This window comes from Citrobacter sp. KTE30, from assembly GCF_000398825.1.
In the GTDB taxonomy this organism is placed as follows: domain Bacteria; phylum Pseudomonadota; class Gammaproteobacteria; order Enterobacterales; family Enterobacteriaceae; genus Citrobacter; species Citrobacter freundii.
Window position 1 is genome coordinate 849,345 of the sequence record NZ_KB976055.1, and the last position, 17,584, is coordinate 866,928.

Annotated in this window: 14 protein-coding genes and 1 pseudogene; 10 read left to right on the forward strand and 5 right to left on the reverse strand. The window is 53.8% G+C overall.

Annotation, left to right across the window (positions count from 1 at the left end):
- Positions 1-121: 121 nt before the first annotated feature.
- A complete protein-coding gene (locus WC1_RS18805) occupies positions 122-934 on the reverse strand; it encodes a DNA-binding transcriptional regulator (RefSeq protein WP_003838640.1) in 813 nt (270 codons plus the stop codon).
- Positions 935-1,125: 191 nt separating this feature from the next.
- On the opposite strand from WC1_RS18805, the gene WC1_RS18800 reads away from it, so the two are divergent.
- The 10 genes and pseudogenes from WC1_RS18800 to WC1_RS23295 all read left to right on the forward strand — a co-directional run.
- Positions 1,126-2,790, forward strand: coding sequence for a bifunctional 3-(3-hydroxy-phenyl)propionate/3-hydroxycinnamic acid hydroxylase (locus tag WC1_RS18800; RefSeq protein ID WP_016149674.1), 1,665 nt, complete (start codon positions 1,126-1,128; stop codon positions 2,788-2,790).
- Position 2,791: 1 nt separating this feature from the next.
- Positions 2,792-3,736: a 2,3-dihydroxyphenylpropionate/2,3-dihydroxicinnamic acid 1,2-dioxygenase gene (mhpB, locus tag WC1_RS18795; protein ID WP_016149675.1), complete on the forward strand. Its 945-nt coding sequence runs from the start codon at positions 2,792-2,794 to the stop codon at positions 3,734-3,736.
- Positions 3,737-3,764: 28 nt separating this feature from the next.
- Entirely contained in the window at positions 3,765-4,631 is an 867-nt protein-coding gene (mhpC, locus tag WC1_RS18790) for a 2-hydroxy-6-oxonona-2,4-dienedioate hydrolase (protein ID WP_016149676.1), read from the forward strand.
- 9 nt (positions 4,632-4,640) lie between these two features.
- The gene (gene mhpD, locus WC1_RS18785; RefSeq protein WP_016149677.1) at positions 4,641-5,450 is read left to right on the forward strand and encodes a 2-keto-4-pentenoate hydratase; all 810 of its coding nucleotides are present in this window, start codon (positions 4,641-4,643) and stop codon (positions 5,448-5,450) included.
- Positions 5,447-6,397, forward strand: a complete 951-nt coding sequence (gene mhpF, locus WC1_RS18780; RefSeq protein ID WP_003838629.1) for an acetaldehyde dehydrogenase — start codon at positions 5,447-5,449, stop codon at positions 6,395-6,397. The genes mhpD and mhpF overlap by 4 nt, the downstream gene beginning before the upstream one ends.
- Complete coding sequence (gene mhpE / locus WC1_RS18775; protein WP_003021379.1) at positions 6,394-7,407, forward strand: 4-hydroxy-2-oxovalerate aldolase; 1,014 nt, start codon at positions 6,394-6,396, stop codon at positions 7,405-7,407. Before mhpF ends, mhpE begins: the two co-directional genes overlap by 4 nt.
- 68 nt (positions 7,408-7,475) lie before the next feature.
- On the forward strand, positions 7,476-8,690 hold the full coding sequence (mhpT, locus tag WC1_RS18770; protein WP_016149678.1) for a 3-(3-hydroxy-phenyl)propionate transporter MhpT: 1,215 nt from the start codon (positions 7,476-7,478) through the stop codon (positions 8,688-8,690).
- Between the two features lie 274 nt (positions 8,691-8,964).
- The gene (gene mmuP, locus WC1_RS18765; RefSeq protein WP_003838622.1) at positions 8,965-10,368 is read left to right on the forward strand and encodes an S-methylmethionine permease; all 1,404 of its coding nucleotides are present in this window, start codon (positions 8,965-8,967) and stop codon (positions 10,366-10,368) included.
- Complete coding sequence (gene mmuM, locus WC1_RS18760; protein WP_016149679.1) at positions 10,355-11,290, forward strand: homocysteine S-methyltransferase; 936 nt, start codon at positions 10,355-10,357, stop codon at positions 11,288-11,290. The genes mmuP and mmuM overlap by 14 nt, the downstream gene beginning before the upstream one ends.
- A gap of 56 nt (positions 11,291-11,346) precedes the next feature.
- Positions 11,347-11,525, forward strand: a pseudogene (locus tag WC1_RS23295) (penicillin binding protein PBP4B); the annotation flags it as partial.
- A 39-nt stretch (positions 11,526-11,564) separates the two neighbouring features.
- Here WC1_RS23295 and WC1_RS18755 read toward each other — a convergent pair.
- From WC1_RS18755 to WC1_RS18740, 4 genes are all read right to left on the reverse strand, one after another.
- Positions 11,565-11,981, reverse strand: coding sequence for a hypothetical protein (locus tag WC1_RS18755; protein ID WP_016149680.1), 417 nt, complete (start codon positions 11,979-11,981; stop codon positions 11,565-11,567).
- Positions 11,950-13,824 carry a hypothetical protein gene (locus WC1_RS18750; RefSeq protein ID WP_016149681.1) on the reverse strand — a complete coding sequence of 625 codons (1,875 nt, stop codon included), beginning with the start codon at positions 13,822-13,824 and terminating at the stop codon, positions 11,950-11,952. The genes WC1_RS18755 and WC1_RS18750 overlap by 32 nt, the downstream gene beginning before the upstream one ends.
- Before the next feature lie 620 nt (positions 13,825-14,444).
- A complete protein-coding gene (fbpC, locus tag WC1_RS18745) occupies positions 14,445-15,491 on the reverse strand; it encodes a ferric ABC transporter ATP-binding protein (RefSeq protein WP_016149682.1) in 1,047 nt (348 codons plus the stop codon).
- An 11-nt stretch (positions 15,492-15,502) separates the two neighbouring features.
- Entirely contained in the window at positions 15,503-17,581 is a 2,079-nt protein-coding gene (locus tag WC1_RS18740) for an ABC transporter permease (RefSeq protein WP_016149683.1), read from the reverse strand.
- Positions 17,582-17,584 lie beyond the last annotated feature (3 nt).

The window sequence follows — 17,584 nt, forward strand, 5'->3', positions numbered from 1 at the left end:
AATAAACAATGCACACTATGTAATGTAGATATCATTTGGGCAAGACACCACAATGTTATATCGGCAGGTGAGTGAGTCATCCCAGCTATCAATCAGATGATCCGCATAACTGTGATCCATCTCACCTCCCGGCCACCAAAATCTCCTGCGACTCGACGCCGTCCTCTATCTGTTTCGCCACCTTTTGTAAGGCCGGAAGATGCTTTTCCGCGGCCTGTTCGATGGTCATGGCGCTGGCCATATACACCAGATTCAGGCAGCCGATCACCCGCTGTTCGCTACGGATGGGGACAGCGATAGAAGCGATTTTCTCCTCCTGATCCCAGCCGCGAAAGTTCTGGCCAAAACCGTCTTTTCGCGCCCGGGTTAAAATGGCATTGAGCTTCAGCGGTTCGCGCGCAAGCTGGAACTCTTCTCCTGGTCGGGAGGCCAGCATTTCAATCAGTTCCTGACGTTCATTCTCCGGACAGAATGCCAGCCAGGTCAGGCCGGATGCGGTTTTCAGCAATGGCAAACGACGCCCGACCATCGCCCGGTGAAACGACAGGCGGCTGAAGCGGTGGGTTGTTTCACGTACCACCATCGCGTCCACATCCAGCGTGGAAACGTCGGTCGGCCAGATGACCTCGCGCAGCAAATCCCCCAGCAGCGGGGCGGCGAGTGCGGAAATCCACTGCTCGTCACGAAATCCCTCGCTGAGCTGGCGGACTTTAATGGTTAAGCGAAAGCTGTCATCGGACAGGCTGCGCCGAACATAACCCTCATCCTGCAGGGTTTCCAGCAGCCGTCTGACCGTGGTGCGATGCAGGCCGCTTAACTCAGCAAGTAAGCCAACACTGGCCCCACCATCGAGCCGGTTTAACATATTTAATAACATTAATCCGCGCGTTAATCCGCGTACGGTTTTGTACTCAGTGCTCTCGTCATTTTTCATATTCATTGACAAATCTACAGGTAAAACAACGTTGTGCACTTAGTGCACATCCAGGCATGTTTTGATTGTAGCGCAAAAACTCACTCCTATACTGACCGCACAACAAAAAATTATTCACATATTTTTAACAAAACAAATTGCGCCTCACCAGGGTCCGCAATTGCGTTTTGTCCGAGTCGTGAGGTTCTGAAATGACAACAAAAAACCCGGATATCCAACCCGCTGTGCAGCACACCGTTCAGGTCGCGATTGCTGGTGCCGGCCCGGTGGGGCTAATGATGGCCAACTATCTTGGCCAGATGGGCATTGACGTGCTGGTGGTGGAGAAGCTCGACACGCTGATCGACTATCCCCGAGCCATCGGCATTGACGATGAAGCGTTGCGCACCATGCAGTCTGTGGGGCTGGTCGAGCGCGTTTTGCCGCACACCACGCCGTGGCACGCGATGCGCTTTCTCACGCCGAAAGGCCGCTGCTTTGCTGATATCCAGCCGATGACCGACGAATTTGGCTGGTCGCGCCGCAATGCGTTTATTCAACCACTGGTGGATGCGGTGATGTTGGAAGGGCTGTCGCGTTTTCCCAACGTGCGCTGCCTGTTCTCCCGCGAACTGGAAGCCTTTAGCCAACAGAACGGTGAAGTAACGCTGAATCTGAAAGCTCCGGACGGCCAGCGCGAAACGGTGAAGGCCCAGTGGCTGGTGGCATGCGACGGCGGCGGCAGCAACGTCAGACGCTCGCTGAATGTGCCGTTTGAAGGCAAAACCGCGCCGAATCAGTGGATTGTGGTGGATATTGCCAACGATCCGCTCAGCACACCGCATGTGTATCTGTGCTGCGATCCGGTGCGCCCGTATGTCTCCGCTGCGCTGCCGCATGCAGTGCGCCGTTTCGAATTTATGGTGATGCCGGGGGAAACCGAAGCGCAGCTCAGTGAACCGCAGAATATGCGTCAGCTTTTGAGCAAAGTGCTGCCGAACCCGGACAACGTCGAACTGATCCGCCAGCGCGTGTATACCCATAACGCCCGTCTGGCCGAACGTTTTCGCATTGACCGCGTGCTGCTGGCGGGCGATGCGGCGCACATTATGCCGGTCTGGCAGGGGCAGGGTTACAACAGCGGCATGCGTGATGCCTTCAACCTGGCGTGGAAACTGGCGCTGGTGATCAAGGGTAAAGCCGGTGATGCGCTGCTGGATACCTACCAGCAGGAACGCCGTGACCACGCCAAAGCGATGATCGACCTCTCCGTGACCGCTGGCAACGTACTTGCACCGCCAAAACGCTGGCACGGTGCGGTACGCGACGGGGTTTCCTGGCTGCTGAATTATATTCCGCCGGTCAAACGTTACTTCCTGGAAATGCGCTTTAAGCCGATGCCGCAGTACCACGTCGGGGCACTGGTACGTGAAGGCGACGCGAAAACGTCACCGGTCGGCAAGATGTTTATCCAGCCGAAGGTGACGCTGGAATCGGGCGAAGTGACGCTGCTCGACAACGTTATTGGACCGAATTTCGCGGTGATTGGCTGGGGCTGTAACCCGCTATGGGGCATGAGCGAGTCGCAGATCCAACAGTGGCAGGCGCTGGGGACGCGTTTTATCCAGGTCGTGCCGGATACGCAGATACATACCGATCAGGATAACCACGACGGCGTTACCCGCATTGGTGATACGCAAAACCGCCTGCGCGCGTGGTTTGCCCAGCACAACGCCGCGCTGGTGGTAATGCGCCCGGACCGCTTCGTGGCCGCCATCGCCATTCCGCAAACCCTGGGCAGCACCCTGAATAAACTGGCGTCGGTGATGACACTTATCCGCGCTACTGCCGATATTCCTGTTGAAAAGGTTGCCTGATATGCACGCTTATCTTCACTGTCTTTCCCACTCGCCGCTGGTGGGCTATGTCGACCCGGCTCAGGCTGTGCTTGACGAGGTTAACGGCGTGATCGCCAGCGCCCGGGCGCGTATTGCGGCGTTCGACCCGGAACTTGTAGTTCTGTTTGCCCCCGATCACTACAACGGTTTTTTTTACGATGTGATGCCGCCGTTCTGTTTAGGCGTGGGAGCCACGGCGATCGGCGATTTCGGCAGCGCGGCGGGGGAACTGCCGGTGCCGACAGATCTCGCTGAAGCCTGCGCCCACGCGGTGATGAAAAGCGGCATCGATCTTGCCGTGTCCTACAACATGCAGGTCGATCACGGCTTCGCGCAGCCGCTGGAGTTTTTGCTCGGCGGTCTGGATAAGGTGCCGGTGCTGCCGGTGTTTATTAACGGCGTCGCCACGCCGCTGCCGGGCTTTCAGCGTACCCGCTTGCTCGGGGAAGCGATTGGCCGTTTCGCCAGCTCGCTGAATAAGCGCGTGCTTTTTTTAGGCTCCGGTGGTCTATCGCATCAACCGCCGGTCCCGGAGCTGGCGAAGGCTGATGCCCATATGCGTGACCGCCTGCTCGGCAGCGGCAAACAGTTACCTGAAAACGAACGCGAGCTGCGCCAGCAGCGGGTGATCAGCGCCGCCGAGAAGTTCGTGGCCGATCAAAACACGCTGCATCCGCTGAACCCTGTCTGGGATAACCGCTTTATGAGCCTGCTTGAGCAGGGGCGTTTGCAGGAGTTGGACGCGGTCAGTAACGAAGAGCTGTCCGTGATGGCGGGCAAATCAACGCACGAAGTTAAAACCTGGGTTGCCGCCTTTGCCGCCATTTCTGCCTTTGGTAGCTGGCGTAGTGAAGGCCGTTATTACCGCCCGATCCCGGAGTGGATCGCCGGATTCGGCTCCCTGAGCGCTACCACACAGAACTGAAACAGAACTGAATATGCAGGAGAACATCATGACTTACCAACCGCAAACCGAAGCCGCTACCAGTCGTTTTCTGGAGGTGCAGGAAGCAGGCGAAACACTACGCGTGCATTTCAATGACTGTGGACAGGGCGAAGAGACCGTCGTGCTGCTGCACGGCTCCGGTCCTGGCGCGACGGGCTGGGCAAACTTCAGCCGCAATATTGATCCGCTGGTACAGGCCGGATACCGGGTGATCCTGCTGGATTGTCCTGGCTGGGGCAAAAGCGATGGGATCGTTAACCGCGGTTCGCGATCTGATCTCAACGCTCGCATCCTGAAAAGCGTGGTCGATCAATTGGATATTCAAACAGTCCACCTGCTGGGTAACTCGATGGGCGGTCACAGTGCTGTGGCGTTTACCCTGAGCTGGCCGGAGCGCGTGGGCAAACTGGTGCTAATGGGCGGCGGAACGGGCGGCATGAGTCTGTTTACCCCGATGCCGACCGAAGGTATCAAGCGCCTGAATCAGCTATACCGCGAGCCGACCATCGAGAACCTGAAGCTGATGATGGAGATCTTTGTCTTCGACACCAGCGACCTGACCGAGGCGTTGTTTGAGGCACGCCTGAATAACATGCTGTCGCGTCGCGATCACCTGGAAAACTTTGTCCAGAGTCTGGAGGCCAACCCGAAACAGTTCCCGGATTTCAGCCCGCGTCTGGGTGAAATCAAAGCCCAGACCCTGATTGTCTGGGGACGCAATGACCGCTTTGTGCCGATGGATGCCGGTCTGCGCCTGCTCTCCGGAATTGCCGGTTCTGAGCTGCATATCTACCGCGACTGCGGGCACTGGGCGCAGTGGGAGCATGCGGATGCCTTTAACCAGTTGGTGCTGAACTTCCTCGCACGCCCTTAAGGAACGGACATGACGAATCATAATCTTGAGCAGCTGGCCGCCGATTTACGTCAGGCTGAAGAAAAAGGGGAAGCTATCGCCCCACTGCGTGAATTGATTGGTGTGGACAACGGCGAAGCGGCCTACGCCATTCAACGCATCAACGTGCAGTATGAAGTGGCGCGCGGGCGTCGCGTGGTCGGGCGCAAAGTAGGGCTGACACACCCGAAAGTGCAGCAGCAGCTTGGCGTCGATCAGCCGGACTTCGGTACGCTGTTTGCCGACATGTGCTACGGCGATAACGACACCATTGCGTTTGAGCGCGTGCTGCAACCGCGTATTGAAGCGGAAATCGCGCTGGTGCTGAACCGCGATCTGCCCAATGCCGACACTACTTTTGACGAGCTGTATAACGCCATCGAGTGGGTGCTGCCCGCGCTGGAAGTGGTCGGCAGCCGTATCCGTGACTGGTCAATCAAGTTTGTTGATACCGTGGCGGATAACGCCTCCTGCGGTGTGTATGTGGTCGGCGGTCCGGCACAGCGTCCGGCAGGATTAGATCTGAAAAACTGCGCGATGAAAATGACGCGCAACAACGAAGAGGTTTCCAGCGGACGCGGCAGCGAATGCCTGGGACATCCGATCAACGCCGCCGTCTGGCTGGCGCGCAAAATGGCCAGCCTCGGCGAGCCGCTACGTGCCGGAGATATCATTCTCACCGGCGCGTTAGGCCCGATGGTGGCGGTGAATGCGGGCGATCGTTTCGAGGCCCATATCGACGGTATTGGTTCAGTTGCCGCCACCTTTTCAGCGGCGGTTACAAAAGGAAGTCAGTCATGAGTAAGCGTAAAGTCGCCATTATCGGCTCCGGCAACATCGGTACCGATTTGATGATAAAAATTCTGCGTCACGGGAAGCATCTGGAAATGGCGGTGATGGTCGGTATCGATCCAGATTCTGATGGTCTGGCGCGTGCCCGACGCATGGGCGTTGCCACCACCCATGAAGGGGTGACAGGGCTTATCGCCATGCCGGAATTCGCCGACATCGACATTGTTTTTGATGCCACCAGCGCAGGCGCGCATGTGAAGAACGACGCCGCGCTGCGCGCCGTTAAACCAGCGATCCGCCTGATCGACCTGACGCCCGCGGCAATCGGCCCGTACTGCGTGCCTGTGGTGAATCTGGAGGCCAACGTTGATCAGCAGAACGTTAATATGGTGACCTGCGGCGGGCAGGCGACTATCCCGATGGTGGCGGCAGTTTCTCGCGTGGCAAAAGTCCATTACGCCGAAATTATCGCCTCGATCGCCAGTAAATCTGCGGGTCCAGGCACGCGCGCTAATATCGATGAGTTTACCGAAACCACCTCGAAGGCGATTGAAGTGGTTGGCGGCGCGGCAAAAGGTAAAGCGATTATCGTCCTTAATCCAGCCGAGCCGCCGCTGATGATGCGCGACACGGTGTATGTGCTGAGCGAAGCGGCCTCTGAGGTTGAAGTTGAAGCATCGATTAATGAGATGGCGGCGGCGGTGCAGGCTTACGTGCCGGGCTATCGTCTGAAACAGCGTGTCCAGTTTGAAGTCATCCCGCAGGATAAACCGGTCAATCTGCCGGGCATCGGTCAGTTCTCCGGGCTGAAAACCGCGGTGTATCTGGAAGTGGAAGGCGCGGCGCACTATTTACCTGCCTATGCGGGCAACCTCGACATTATGACCTCCAGCGCGCTGGCGACCGCTGAGAAAATGGCGCAGTCACTCACTCGTCAGGCAGGAGAAGCAGCATGAACGGTAAAAAACTCTATATCTCTGACGTGACCCTGCGCGACGGCATGCACGCCATTCGTCATCAATATTCGCTGGAAAACGTGCGCCAGATTGCCAAAGCGCTGGACGACGCGAGGGTGGATTCCATTGAAGTGGCGCACGGCGACGGTCTGCAGGGTTCCAGTTTTAACTATGGCTTTGGCGCGCACAGCGACCTGGAGTGGATTGAAGCGGCGGCGGACGTGGTCAAGCACGCCAAGATCGCCACGCTGCTGTTGCCGGGCATCGGCACGATTCATGACCTGAAAAATGCGTATCAGGCTGGGGCGCGCGTCGTACGCGTGGCGACCCACTGCACCGAAGCGGACGTGTCGGCCCAGCATATTCAGTATGCGCGTGAACTGGGCATGGACACCGTCGGCTTTCTGATGATGAGTCATATGACCACGCCGGAAAACCTCGCACAGCAGGCGAAACTGATGGAAAACTACGGTGCGACCTGTATCTATGTGGTCGATTCAGGCGGGGCGATGAACATGTCTGATATCCGTGACCGCTTCCGCGCCCTGAAAGCGGTGCTGAAGCCGGAAACAGAAACCGGGATGCACGCCCACCACAACCTGAGCCTTGGCGTGGCGAACTCGATTGCTGCGGTAGAAGAGGGTTGTGATCGTATCGATGCCAGCCTGGCCGGTATGGGCGCAGGCGCAGGCAACGCGCCGCTGGAGGTGTTTATCGCCGCGGCGGATAAGCTTGGCTGGCAGCACGGCACCGATCTGTATGCGCTGATGGACGCCGCCGACGATCTGGTGCGTCCGCTGCAGGACCGCCCGGTGCGGGTGGACCGCGAAACGCTGGCGCTGGGCTATGCCGGCGTGTACTCCAGCTTCCTGCGCCACTGCGAAGTGGCGGCGGCGCGTTATGGCCTGAGCGCGGTAGATATTCTGGTGGAACTGGGCAAACGCCGGATGGTGGGCGGCCAGGAAGATATGATCGTCGACGTGGCGCTGGATCTGCGTAACAGAAAATAAAAATGATTACGCGGCTGGCAACGTATCAGCCGCGATTCACCTGCATCGTGACCTCAGAGGTACATCTTATGACTACCCGTACCCCCGCATCCTCATCCCGCCTGACGTTGACCGTCGGGCTGTGTTTTTTAGTCGCCCTGATGGAAGGGCTGGATTTACAGGCCGCCGGGATCGCTGCCGTCGGTATCGCCCATGCGTTTGCATTGGATAAAATGCAGATGGGCTGGATCTTCAGCGCGGGCATTCTTGGGCTGCTGCCCGGCGCGCTGGTGGGTGGCATGCTGGCCGATCGCTATGGTCGCAAACGCATTCTTATTGCCTCCGTGGCGCTGTTCGGCCTGTTCTCACTGGCGACGGCGATATCCTGGGATTTCTCATCGCTGGTGTTTGCTCGCCTGATGACCGGTGTTGGGCTGGGTGCGGCGTTGCCGAACCTGATCGCGCTGACTTCTGAGGCGGCGGGCCCGCGTTTTCGTGGTACGGCGGTGAGCCTGATGTACTGCGGTGTGCCGATTGGCGCGGCGCTGGCGGCCGCGCTCGGGTTTAGCGGTCTGGCCTCTGCCTGGCAAACCGTGTTCTGGGTTGGCGGGGTGATCCCGCTGCTGCTGGTTCCGCTGTTAATGCGCTGGCTGCCGGAATCACAGGTGTATACCCAACAAACGCAGGTGGCTGCCGCGCCGCTGCGCGCCCTGTTTGCACCAACCACCGCGACAGCCACGCTGCTGCTGTGGCTGTGCTATTTCTTCACCCTGCTGGTGGTGTATATGCTGATCAACTGGCTGCCGATGCTGCTGGTCGAGCAGGGCTTTCAGCCCTCGCAGGCAGCAGGAGTGATGTTTGCTCTGCAAATCGGCGCGGCCAGCGGGACGTTAATTCTCGGGGCGTTGATGGACAAACTGCGTCCGGTGATCATGTCGCTGCTGATCTACACCGGGATGTTGGCTTCACTGCTGGCGCTGGGCACGGTATCGTCATTGAGCGGCATGCTGATGGCGGGATTTGTGGCGGGGATGTTTGCCACCGGTGGGCAAAGCGTGTTGTATGCGCTGGCACCGTTGTTTTACAGCACGCAGATCCGCGCCACCGGCGTGGGAACCGCCGTCGCCGTCGGGCGTCTGGGCGCGATGAGTGGTCCGTTGCTGGCAGGAAAAATGTTAGCGCTCGGCACCGGAACGGTAGGGGTGATGGCGGCTTCTGCGCCGGGGATATTGCTGGCAGGGCTGGCGGTATTTATTCTGATGAGCCGCAAATCGCAGATGCCGATCCCTGCCAGCGGTGCTTAAGCGCTCATTCGGTAGTATGAGCAGGGAGATACGGTTCCCACTTCCGGGTGAACGCCAGTCGGTGAGGACGTTGCCAGAGTTTACATAAAGCCTGGCAACGGAGGCGTTATGAGCTGGCGGCCCTTTTTGTATTTGATTATTAATCCCCACCCGATATTAAGCGCCCGGCGCGGGCATCTGCGCCTGGTGCAGGGTTGACTTTGCATTCTGTTAACAAACGCGGTATAACAAACCTTCTTTGGATGTTTAGATGTCCATACGTTTAGAAGGTTACATGCAAACAACACAACAAAATGCGCCACTGAAGCGCACAATGAAAACGCGTCACCTGATAATGCTCTCCTTAGGCGGCGTGATTGGGACAGGGTTATTCTTCAATACCGGGTACATCATCTCCACCACCGGGGCGGCGGGAACGCTGCTGGCTTATCTGATTGGCGCGCTGGTGGTCTGGTTGGTTATGCAGTGTTTGGGCGAGCTGTCGGTCGCGATGCCGGAGACCGGGGCGTTTCACGTCTATGCTGCGCGTTATCTCGGCCCCGCAACGGGATATACCGTGGCCTGGCTCTACTGGCTGACCTGGACTGTAGCGCTGGGTTCGAGTTTTACCGCCGCCGGATTCTGTATGCAGTACTGGTTTCCACAGGTGCCGGTTTGGGTCTGGTGTGTGGTGTTCTGCGCGATTATTTTTGGCCTGAACGTCATCTCCACGCGCTTTTTTGCCGAAGGGGAGTTCTGGTTCTCGCTGGTAAAAGTGGTCACTATCATCGCCTTTATCATCCTCGGCGGGGCGGCGATTTTTGGTTTTATCCCGATGCAGGATGGCTCGCCCGCGCCTGGACTGAGTAATATCACGGCGGAAGGCTGGTTCCCACACGGTGGCTTACCGATCCTGATGACGATGGTGGCGGTGAATTTTGCTTTTTCGGGAACCGAGCTTATCGGTATTGCCGCCGGAGAAACAGAAAACCCGCGCAAGGTCATTCCGGTAGCGATTCGTACCACTATCGCGCGACTGATTATTTTCTTTATCGGCACCGTGTTTGTGCTGGCGGCGCTGATCCCGATGCAGCAGGCGGGCGTGGAGAAAAGCCCGTTTGTGCTGGTGTTTGAGAAGGTGGGGATTCCTTACGCCGCCGATATTTTTAACTTCGTGATCCTGACGGCTATTCTATCCGCGGCGAACTCCGGGCTGTATGCCTCCGGGCGCATGCTGTGGTCGCTGTCAAATGAACGTACGCTACCGGCCTGTTTTGCGCGAGTAACGAAAAATGGCGTGCCGCTGACGGCGCTGTCGGTCAGTATGCTCGGTGGTGTGCTGGCGCTGTTTTCCAGCGTGGTGGCCCCGGATACGGTATTTGTCGCGCTGTCGGCAATCTCCGGATTTGCGGTGGTGGCGGTGTGGCTGAGCATTTGTGCTTCACACTTCGTCTTTCGCCGCCGTCATCTGCAGCAGGGTAAGGCATTGAGTGAATTGCATTATCGCGCGCCGTGGTATCCGCTGGTGCCGGTACTGGGATTTGTGCTGTGTCTGGTGGCTTGTGTCGGGCTGGCATTCGATCCAGCGCAGAGAATTGCGCTGTGGTGCGGGTTACCGTTTGTGGCAGTGTGTTATGGTGCTTATTTCCTTACTCAACCGCGTAAAGCCAAACAGGAGTCCGAACATGTCGCAGAATAATCCGTTAAGCGCCATCCTCGATAAACAGGATTTCCTGTTGCTCGATGGTGCGATGGCGACGGAGCTGGAAGCGCGTGGCTGTAATTTAGCCGATAGCCTGTGGTCAGCCAAAGTGCTGGTCGAAAATCCGGAGCTTATCCGCGAAGTCCATCTCGATTACTACCGGGCGGGGGCGCAATGCGCGATCACCGCTAGCTATCAGGCGACGCCGGCGGGCTTTGCCGCGCGAGATCTGGATGAAGCGCAGTCGAAAGCGCTGATTGGCAAAAGCGTGGAGCTGGCGCGTAAAGCCCGTGAAGCGTATCTGGCCGAGAACCCGCAGGCGGGTACGCTGCTGGTAGCAGGATCGGTCGGGCCTTACGGCGCGTATCTGGCGGATGGTTCTGAATACCGTGGTGATTACCAACGTAGCGCTGAAGAGTTTCAGGTGTTTCACCGCCCGCGCGTGGAAGCCTTGCTGGATGCCGGGGCCGATCTTCTGGCCTGTGAAACCCTGCCAAATTTTGCCGAAATTAGCGCGCTGGCTGAGTTATTGACTGCATATCCGCGTGCGCGGGCGTGGTTCTCATTTACCCTGCGCGACAGCGAGCACCTGAGCGACGGTACGCCGCTGCGTGACGTGGTTGCGTTGCTGGCGGCGGGTTATCCGCAGGTGGTGGCGCTAGGTATTAACTGCATTGCGCTGGAAAACACCACCGCTGCGTTGCAGCATTTACACGGTTTAACGGCGCTGCCGCTGGTGGTGTATCCGAACTCGGGCGAGCAGTATGATGCCGTGAGCAAAACCTGGCATCATCACGGTGAGCATTGTGCGCGTCTGGCGGATTATCTGCCGCAGTGGCAGGCCGCTGGCGCACGGTTGATTGGCGGGTGCTGTCGCACCACGCCGAAAGATATTGCCGTGCTAAAAGCGCGAAGCTGAGAGTTTATCGGGCCTGCATCGTTCACTGTAGGTCTGATAAGCGCATCAGGCATTGCTGGATCGTAACACTGACCTCTATCGATCCAGTTAGTCATATGGCTATTGTTATTTTAGGTAACAGACCACATTCGCCAGTAGCCGATCCTAAAGTGAATCCAAATGTTTTTTTAGTGGGTTATTACCTGCTGCTACTTACGGATGGATTGTTGATCAGATATATGGGGCATTGAAATAAGTTGAAAGAAGGAACTTTTATAAAGTCCCTTCTTTCAACTTACACTATATTTTCAATACAAATCAAACCAGATATTAGCATAATCAATACAAACCACACAGCCGCTTCTACTCTAAAACCGGTAATCAGACCACTTGGTAAACTGCGAATAAATCTATACCCTTCCATGCTCATATCATGATTCGTAACACGATTATATGGAAATATTAGGCTACCCATTATAAAACCAATTTTTGCATGATATGCTGCCGGGGTACCGATCAAACTTGCCCCCCTTGCCATACGTGCTGTCAGAGGTAAATGGTCAAATTTTTCCTCATATAATTTCACGATTTTCTCATAGCTATTTTTATTAATTACATATGAAACAAATACTAATACAAAAAAACTAAATAAAATAGCCGTAATAAATAAAAATTTTATATTATCGAAGTTTTCTATCAAAAAGTTTTTCATATATTAATATACCTGCTTCTTCATTAAACGTGTCGGGTGAATGGGTTAACTTATCTGGATTATTATCTATCGCATTATTAATAGTTTCTCCCCAATACTCCCCCCATCCTTCACCTTTTTTCTCTGCTACTTTTCCAGCTACAATTCCCGTACCGATTCCAGTTGCCAGGCACAGTCCCGCACCAATTGCCCCCGCTTCTGCTGTGATAAGTCCTAATGCCCACATACAGATTGCCCTTGCTGCTGGTCCAGCGGCACCTCCCGCAGCAATACCCACTATCTGTTTAGAGCCAAATTTACTATACTCCGTTATTGCTGTTTTTCTACATTCGCTCTCTCGTCCCTTTGCGCAAGCGTCATACACATTTGTTGTATAGCTGGCAAAATCAAGACCAATACCAACATAGCCTGTTGTTTTCATTATTTTTAGAAGTTTGGCAGATTTTTCTATGTAGCTTGCATAACCTTCAATATCTTTCACACCTGTTTGATCCCACTTATACATAATGGATTTTGTGGATAAACCCAATGCGTCTTTTATTTGTTCGTATTGTTTTAAATTCAATTGTTCTTTTGAAAATTTATTCAAAATACCATCTAGCTTTTTAAATAACCTTTCTCGCTGACCAAAAAACTCCTCTCCAGAAATGCGTCCAGAATTTTGGTTATATGTTTTTTTATAAAGCTCCTGAATTTCGTTTAGTATTTTATTTATTTCTTCATAATAACCACCTCCCACATCCTTTATATAACCAAAAATATCCCCGCTTTGTCCTAAAGCATCGCTGTATATATTAGATGAAAATATATCTATTGGGGTTCTGTTTTCATACAGTAATTTGGCTTCCTCAGTGGTCAGTGGTTCAAGTGCTTTATCAATTCTGTCCCTTGCTGTTTGTACTTGCGCAATTTTTTCAGGCGATTGGGATAGTGGATCAGCAACAACTAAAATTGAACCGGGCTTTTTCTTTTTTTCTGGATTCAACTGATGATATAACTCTTTTACTCCTGATGGTGGACTAACCATTAATTCACATTCATATGATTTAGGTGTCGTCAATTCTGGTACTACACAAAATCCCGGTTCAACTGATTGTCTCGACTCTGCAATTTGTCTTGCTGCGCGAACTGGTGGTGTTGAATTTTGAGGCCTGTTTGCTGCTTCATAGCTTGCTAAAATATAATCATCATATCTGTATGTAATATTCAAATGGGGTATAAATCGACATTGGCAAGGACATGTACCTCTGCTATGTGCTGAACCTGCCAGCAGGCATATGATTTCTGTCTCGTATTGAGACATATCACGCCCTATTATTAAGTAATGATTATATAATTCATTACTTATTCTGGTTCGGAATCGGAAATTAGATGTTCTATGTGAAAAAATATCTTCTTTTTCATTATTAAGGATTGTTCTTTTTCTCAGATTTATCGTTCCCCCCGCGCTTCCGACAAATCTACTACGTTCATTTATGTTTTCAGAATCCCGAAGATAATCGGGTTGACGCCTGTACAAAGATGTTTCTTCTTTGAGTCGCTTTATCCTTGATGATGGTGATTCTATTTTTCGACCCTCCGAGTCAATATCACTATCCCAGGAACTTAGGCTTGTTCGACGAAATAAACCCTTCTCTCTTTCAATCCATGAACCTTTCGGTACGCCACCTTTTATTTTATATGTTCTGCCATTTGCTCCACATACATACTCATCCATTTCATATACTATTTCCATTCCTTCGACAATATGGCATTCCTTATTCCTTATTATAAATCCACCACAACTTGTTTGATCTCCTGGCGATAATAAAAACCCTTCAGAACGCCAATTAATAGATCTCATAACTAAAGTTCTCGCATGCAATGTCAAACTTTGATATCAGACTATTTTTATTGCTTTTATTGTGATACCAATCTCAAACTTCAAAAAAAAACCTGAATTCTTACATTAAAGATTCAGGTCGTAAATATCATTCAGGTGATTCATTTGCCTTGTGTGTTAAAACTCTTGTTTCTTTTTAATTGACAATTGAATATCAGTAACCCATCATTTGATGGCAGTATCTGGATTGCTTTCTTGCATTTTATTGTTGTCTCACTTTTTTCAACGATATAATCGTAACTATCATAATATTTCACCTATACTTTTATGTATATGCTGATTAACAATATCTTTCTCATTTTCAGTAAAATGAAGAATCTCTGATAATGTTTTAAAAGATCATTTTATATCACGCATTAAACAATAGACTCCAAAATTTTTGCATTATAGGCATTTCGTTGCTTTTCGTAATTGCATAACAGCAGGGTATGTTGTTACTTTAAAATTGTATGCTCGTATTTGAGATTTCACACCTGTTAAATCCATCGTAAAATCATAGTATTACGATGGATTCGCAATTGAATTATTGTCAATAGTTTTGAAAGATGTAGGCCTTATCCGGCCTACAAAGCCACAAAACGTTATGCTGCATCCGCCAGAACAAACATGCCGTACGGATGGATTTCGAGATAATACTGCTCGCCGACGTCCGGCTGTAAACGCGTAGCGTTGACCTGCAATAAGATCTCCTGCCCGTGCCATTCCACCGTGACTTCATACTGGGGGCCCATATAGGCCACGTGGCGGATCACGCAGCGCTGACTCTCTTCGCCGCGATCGCTAAGCGTGATCGCTTCCGGGCGCACGCCGACTATGCCTTCGCCTTGCGTATCAAAGTGCAGCGGGCGCGGCAGGTGGTAGCCGTAGATATCAACGTATTGGTCACCGAAGGTGGCCGGGAACAGGTTGGCGTCACCCATAAAACTTGCCATAAAGCGCGAGGCGGGCTGGCGGTAAAGATCCTGCGGTGAACCGATCTGCATGATGTGCCCCTTGTTCATCACCAGCACGGTATCGGAAACCGCAAAGGCTTCGCTCTGATCGTGGGTGACGTACAGCGAGGTGATATCAAACTGCTTTTGCAGTTCGCGGATCTTGTCGCGCATGCTGCGACGCAGGTTGGCGTCGAGGTTACTCAACGGCTCATCAAACAGCAGCACTTTCGGCTTGAGGATCAACGCGCGGGCCAGCGCTACGCGCTGCTGCTGACCGCCGGAGATCTGATCAACATAGCGTTCTTCGAATCCTTCCAGATCGACCATCGCCAGTGCCTCTTTGACACGGGTTTTCACCTCAGCGCGGGACACGCCGAGCATCTTCAGGCCGTAACCAACGTTCTCTCCCAGCGACATATGCGGGAACAGGGCATAGGACTGAAACACCATACAGATATCACGCTGCTGAATTGAGCGATGGGTGACGTCTTCGCCATCAATGAAAATCTGCCCTTCGCTCGGTTTTTCCAGCCCGGCGACCAGGCGCAAAATGGTGGTTTTACCGCAACCGGACGGGCCGAGCAGCGTCACCATTTGCCCCTGCGGGATGGTGAGGTTGATATTGTCAATTACCGTATTACTGCCAAATCGTTTGGTGACGTTGCGCAGTTCAACGAAATTTTTCTGAGTCATAGTGCGCTCCATTACGCCTGGTTTTTGGCTTTTGAACGGGAGGTACGTGATTCACCGATCAGCCAGTCAAAGATGAAAATAATCGCCAGCATCACCACGATCAGAATGGAACCGTAGGCAATCGCCACACCGTATTCGCCGTCTTCCACGCGGTTAAGGATGTAGGCCGTGGCCACGCGGGTATCCGGCGTGACGAGGAACACAATGGCGCTGACGGTGGTAATGGCGCGCACAAAGCTGTAAATCAGCGCCGAAAGGATCGCCGGGCGTAGCAGCGGCAGCAGGATATGCGTAATGGTACGCAGCGAACCGGCGCGCAGGCTGAGCGAGGCTTCATCCAGTGATTTATCGATCTGGCCTAAGCCCGCGATACCCGCGCGAATGCCGACCGGGACGTTACGCATTACCATCGAGATAATGACAATCGCCGCCGTACCAGTGAGGTACACCGGGGCGCTGTTAAAGGCCAGAATGTACGATACGCCCGCGACGGTGCCCGGGACGGCAAAGCACAGCATGGTGGTGAACTCGATGGTCTTCTTGCCCTTAAACTGTTGGCGCACGACTACCCAGGCGATCAGCAGGCCGAAGATGGCGGTGATCGGCGCGGCAATACCGGCGTAGAGCAGGGTGTCGAGCAGTGAAGGCCATGCGCCGTCGCTCATCCCCTGACCGAACAGTTTGGTAAAGTTCGCTAACGTCAGGGTGTAGTCCACGCCCCAGTTAACGGTGAAACTGCCGTAGAAAATGCTGCCGTACAGCAGGGCGTTAAAGGCAATCCACACCGCCAGCAGCGCGACCACGCTCCATACCAGCGTCACAGGTAACGGCTGCACGTCGCCCCGGTAGGATTTACCGGAAACGGTGACGTATGAGCGTTTACCAATCCACATATATTGCACGCAGAACACCAGCAGCGAGAACAGCAGCAGGAAGGCACCCAGCGTACTGGCGGCCTGGTAGTCGAGCTGCGAACCGGTGATGTAGAAGTAGATTTGCGTTGCCAGCACGTCGAAGTTACCGCCGAGCACCAGCGGGTTACTAAAGTCAGCCAGCGACTGCACAACCACAATCAAAAAGGCGTTCGCCAGCGCTGGTTTCAGCAGCGGGACAAACACGCCGTTAAAGGTCTGCCAGCGGCTGGCACGCAGGGTGTACGACGCTTCTTCCAGCGATGGATGAATGGTTTTGATTGCTCCGTCGAGGATCATAAACGCCATCGGAGTGAAGGCCAGCACCTGCGCCAGCCAGATGCCGGTAAAACCGTACAGCCAGTTGGTGTTGGTTAAGCCAAACCATTCGACCATAAATTCGGTGATGTAGCCGGAGCGTCCCATCATCAGCGTGACGCCTAAACCCACGACAAACGGCGGGGTGACGATCGGCAGAATCGAGAAAATTCGTCCGATAATAGCGCTGCGTCTGGCGATACGGGTGGTATAGATAGCCAGTACCAGACCAAAGAAGGTACAGCCGACGCCGACGGCAATCGACAGCATAATCGAGTTGAGGATCACCTGAATGATATGTGCCTGCGACAGCACATTCATAAACGCCAGCGGGGCAAATTCCCCGGCGTCGTTGGTGAACATCGGAATAAAAATAGCGATACTTGGCCAGACGATAAAAATACCGATCAAGGCGACAATCGCGGTGAGCGAGCCGATGACGAAACGGTCGCCGCCCAGCCATTCCAGACGGGTGAGCGCCAGGGTCATGATCGCGCCAAGTGCCACAAACAGCACAATGGTGGCATAGCCTAAGCCGCGCCCCTCAAGAGTCGCGCTGGCGACGATAAACGCCATACAGAAAAAAGCCCAGCCCGCATCAAGATAATGGCGGCAGCGCTGTTCGCGCCTGGCCTCATGGAACGGACGCACCAGTAGCAGGCTCGGCAGCAGATACCATAACCAACTGATATTGAACTGTGACCAGCCGTAGGCGGCGAGTATTTCCTCGCCTGTCGACTCCAGCAGACCGTAGTCCAGGCTCCAGCTTGGCAACAGGGCAAACGCCAGCCAGCCAAGCAAAACCCAAAGAAATATCGCATCCCGTTTTTTCACGGGATGGAGTGCAAGTGTGTGTGACATAGC